5 protein-coding genes are annotated in these 4228 nt (G+C 60.7%); 1 reads left to right on the top strand and 4 read right to left on the bottom strand.

Features of this window, described 5'->3' with window-relative positions; genetic code table 11:
- From ACFFAR_RS26255 to ACFFAR_RS26245, 3 genes are all read right to left on the bottom strand, one after another.
- The coding region (locus ACFFAR_RS26255; protein ID WP_174364726.1) for a dihydroxy-acid dehydratase at positions 1–237 on the bottom strand (237 nt) is incomplete at its 3' end.
- Between the two features lie 24 nt (positions 238–261).
- A complete protein-coding gene (locus ACFFAR_RS26250) occupies positions 262–1005 on the bottom strand; it encodes an FCD domain-containing protein (protein ID WP_174364727.1) in 744 nt (247 codons plus the stop codon).
- A gap of 251 nt (positions 1006–1256) precedes the next feature.
- Positions 1257–1736 carry a glutathione peroxidase gene (locus ACFFAR_RS26245; protein ID WP_075360398.1) on the bottom strand — a complete coding sequence of 160 codons (480 nt, stop codon included), beginning with the start codon at positions 1734–1736 and terminating at the stop codon, positions 1257–1259.
- A gap of 156 nt (positions 1737–1892) precedes the next feature.
- Here ACFFAR_RS26245 and ACFFAR_RS26240 point away from each other — a divergent pair, with 156 nt between their 5' ends.
- Positions 1893–3827 carry an ATP-binding cassette domain-containing protein gene (locus ACFFAR_RS26240; RefSeq protein WP_174364728.1) on the top strand — a complete coding sequence of 645 codons (1935 nt, stop codon included), beginning with the start codon at positions 1893–1895 and terminating at the stop codon, positions 3825–3827.
- A gap of 16 nt (positions 3828–3843) precedes the next feature.
- On the opposite strand, the gene ACFFAR_RS26235 is transcribed toward ACFFAR_RS26240, so the two are convergent.
- On the bottom strand, positions 3844–4209 hold the full coding sequence (locus ACFFAR_RS26235; protein ID WP_375508746.1) for a DUF2866 domain-containing protein: 366 nt from the start codon (positions 4207–4209) through the stop codon (positions 3844–3846).
- Positions 4210–4228: the final 19 nt, after the last annotated feature.

Here is a 4228-nt window from a genome sequence, read left to right as displayed (position 1 = left end):
CACGGGAAATTCGAGCGGCAATCCCCCGGCTTCGCGCACGCCACGCTTCACGTATTCGGCAAGTTCTCGAAAATGCGCGTTGCAGGGCGTCAACTCGGACCACGTGTTGCATATGCCGATGACAGGCCGTCCGTCGAAATTGTCGTGCGGGATGCCCTGGTTCTTCATCCACGAACGGTGAATGAAACCGTCTTTCCCGTGCGTGCCAAACCATTGTTGCGATCGAAGTTTGCGCATGATGTGTCTTGTTGAGGTTTAAGGTCACCGACCCGAAAGCACGCCGTCTTGCTCCAGCGCGTCGAAGTCACGCCGCGTTGTGAGCAGCAATCGCGTCATGGCCGCGTGTGCTTCGGCAGGATCGCGCCGGCGAATTGCCTCGAACACAGCACGATGCTGTTCCAGTGACGCCTGCGCCGACAGCGCGTGTTCTCCAGTAAGGCGAATCCCTGCACCCAGCGCAGCGCGGACTGTGCCGACCAATTGCGTGAAGACCCAGTTGCCGGCCGCCGCAATGACGCCCGCATGAAACGCGACGTCTCCTGCGGCCCACAGCGCTCCGCGCGCACCATCCGCTTCGCTCGCCATCGCGGTCAACGCCTCTTCGATACAGGCGATATCGGCCGGCGAGGCCCGTTGCGCCGCCAGCTCTGCCGCGCGTGGCTCGATCAACAGCCGCGCTTCCACCAAAGACTGGAAGAACGCGGCGTCGGTGACGCGCAACACTGCCAGGTCGAGCACGGATTCATCCAGCAGCTTCCAGTTATCGCGAGGAAGAACTGTCGCGCCTTTGCGCCGCCGGCTTTCGATCAATCCGAGCGATGCCAGTTTTTGCATCGCCTCCCGGGCTGCCGTACGGCTCACACCATGCGCGGCGGCAAGTTCATTCTCGTTTGGCAAGCTCCATCCGACCGGAAGGACGCCGGAAAGGATTGCATCCGCGAGATGGATGACGATCGCCTCGTGCAGCTTCGTCATGGTCGGCGCGGCCGCCGATTCGGGTTTCATCGAAGACTCGCTCAAGGTAGGAGAAATAAATCATACATAATTCAGCATCAAGAAATAGTTATGTACGACATATTTCTACAATTGGCAGCACCGAAGACGTTCCGCGCCATGGTTCGGACGTGAAGAGGGAATCCCGACGCAAGCGCGGGTTCCAGTCAATCTGCTGGTTCGCTGGCAGCGCCGCCCGGACGGGCGTCACCGTGGAGAATAAGGCGATGCGGTCGAATGGGAGCGTTCGACCGTACCCATGCTCAAAGCAGCTTTTCGATATCTCCGGACAGCGCATCAGGCTTTGTCACCGATCCGAACCGGTTCGTCACGTTGCCTTCCTTATCGACGAGAAACTTCGTGAAGTTCCACTTGATGCCTTCGGTTCCGAGCACTCCCGGCGCTTCTTCAGTCAGATAACGGAACAGCGGATGCGCGTTCGCGCCGTTCACCTCGACCTTGGCGAACATGGGAAACGTGACGCCGTAATTCTTCTCACAGAAGCTGCCGATCTGCGCGGCGTCGCCCGGTTCCTGCTTCCCGAACTGATTGCACGGGAAACCCAGCACCGCGAAACCGCGGTCCTTGTAGCGGTCGTATATTTCCTGCAAACCCTTGTACTGCGGCGTAAATCCGCACTCGCTCGCGGTATTCACGATCAACAGCACCTTGCCCTGGTATTGCTCCAGGCTGGCTGTCTCGCCGCCCAGGGTTTCCGCCGAAAACGAGTAGATAGGGTTCATTCGAGTCTCCGCTTGAAAAAATCCAGTCTAAGCGAAACGCCAGGCAAAGAACATTCGGCCGAACGGCCAGCGAGGCACCGGACATGAATGAGCACGCGGCGAGCGCCAGCGGCAGTCTAAAATAGCGTTTTCCCGTACTCGCCTGGGTCTCACGCCGTGATTCGCTTCAATCAGTTCAGCCTTGCCCGCGGCACGAAACCGCTCTTCGAACAGACCACGTTCACGCTCAATCCTGGCGAAAAGGCGGGGCTTGTCGGTGCAAACGGCGCAGGCAAATCCACGCTGTTTTCCGTGCTGCGCGGCGACCTGCACGCAGACGGCGGTGATTTTTCCATGCCACCGTCATGGCAAATCGCGCACGTCGCGCAGGAAACGCCGGCGGTGGACCGCACCGCGCTCGATTACACGCTCGACGGAGACACGCAACTTCGCAGCATCGAAGCGCGGATCGCGGCGGCTTCAGCCGCTCACGACGGCGCCGCGGAAGGCGAAGCGCACGCCGCGTTCGCCGATGCCGACGGTTACACCGCGCCCGCCCGCGCCGAGACACTGCTGATTGGCCTGGGCTTCACGCTCGCGCAGACGAAGGATCCGGTCACGAGCTTCTCAGGCGGCTGGCGCATGCGCCTGAACCTTGCGCAGGCGCTGATGTGCCGCTCGGACCTGCTGCTGCTCGACGAACCCACGAACCACTTGGATCTCGACGCGATCATCTGGCTGGAAGACTGGCTGCATCGATACCCGGGGACGCTGATCGTGATTTCGCACGATCGCGAATTCCTCGATTCGGTGTGCAACGTCACGCTGCATCTGGAAAACCGGCAGATCAAGCGCTACGGCGGCAACTACAGTCAGTTCGAGATCCTCCGCGCGCAGCAAATGGCGTTGCAGCAAAGCGCATTCGAGAAGCAGCAGAAGACGGTGGAGCATCTGCAGAGCTTCATCAACCGGTTCAAGGCGCAGGCGACCAAGGCGAAGCAGGCGCAAAGCCGCGTGAAAGCACTCGAGCGCATGGAAATCATCGCGCCCGCGCATGCTTCTTCGCCGTTCACCTTCGAGTTCCGCACACCTGACTCCGCGCCCAATCCAATGATGGTGATGGAAGGCGTACGCTGCGGGTACCACACGGAAGCGGGCGACGTGCCGATCGTGGAAGGTGTCACGCTCTCCATTCAGAACGGCCAGCGCATCGGTCTGCTGGGCGCTAACGGCCAGGGCAAATCCACGCTGATCAAGACGCTCGCCGGGACGTTGGAAGCGCTCAGCGGGACCGTGCGCGAAGGCAAGGGCTTGCGGATCGGGTATTTTGCGCAGCATCAGCTCGAAACCCTGCGTCCGGATGACTCCGCCTTGCAGCACGTCGCCCGTCTCGCGCCCGATACCCGCGAACAGGAACTGCGCGACTTCCTGGGTGGATTCAATTTCTCGGGCGAGATGGCGACCGCGAAGATCGCCCCGTTCTCCGGCGGGGAAAAAGCGCGTCTGGCACTCGCGTTGATCATCTGGCAAAAGCCGAATCTGCTTCTCCTCGATGAACCAACGAACCATCTCGACCTCGAAACACGGCACGCCCTGACCATGGCGCTGGCGCAATTCGAGGGGACGCTGATCCTGGTTTCGCACGATCGCCACTTGCTGCGCGCGACCACGGACACGTTCATGCTGGTGGCAAAACACCGCCTTCAGCCCTTTGACGGCGACCTCGACGATTATCGTGACTGGCTGCTCCAGCACGCGGCCGAGCAGCGCGCGGCCGCCAAGGAAGCCGGCAGTGACAGCGCGGACGACACGCTCGATTCGGGGCAGAACCGCAAGGAACAGCGCAGGCTGGAAGCGCAAGAGCGCCAGAAACTCTCGCACTTGAAGAAACCGCTGCAGTCGCGGATTTCGAAGATCGAGAAGGAGATGGACAAGCTGAACGCCGAGAAGGCGCAACTGGATGCGTTCGTAGCCGATGCCGCGAGCTACGAGCCGTCAATGAAATCCAAGCTGACCGAGTCGATTCGCCGTCAGGCCGACGTGAACATCAAACTCGAAGCGCTGGAAGCGCAATGGCTCGAGGCACACGAAGAACTCGAGCAGATCGGCTGACTTGAGTGAGTCCAGGCTAGCGCCGTGGCAAGGTTTGCCGTGGTATGCCTTCGTCGTCGTGCAGCACGTGCTTGCGGCCCTTGACGTGGCAGCGGATCGTTGCCACGACCTCGTCCTCAGTCACGTTTTCCGCCACCACGCGGCGGGAGATCTGCCCTTCCGCATCGATCCATTCGACGATTCTGCAGCCACCGCCCCACGGTTGCGGGATAGGTGCTGACACCCGGCAGCCACGCAGATGAAATGATGGGGCTGACGAAGTTTGATTTGCGTGTTTCAAGGCGTCGTCCTTTCCGCTCGTATCGGGGTTTGTCGCGATAGAAGCATAGAAAAAGGACGCGCCACGTGGGTTACAGGGACTGCACCGATTTTTACGCCACATTACGAAAGGGCCCGATCCC

The organism is uncultured Caballeronia sp. (genome assembly GCF_964243625.1).
GTDB lineage: Bacteria > Pseudomonadota > Gammaproteobacteria > Burkholderiales > Burkholderiaceae > Caballeronia.
This window is presented reverse-complemented; position numbering and strand designations above follow the sequence as displayed.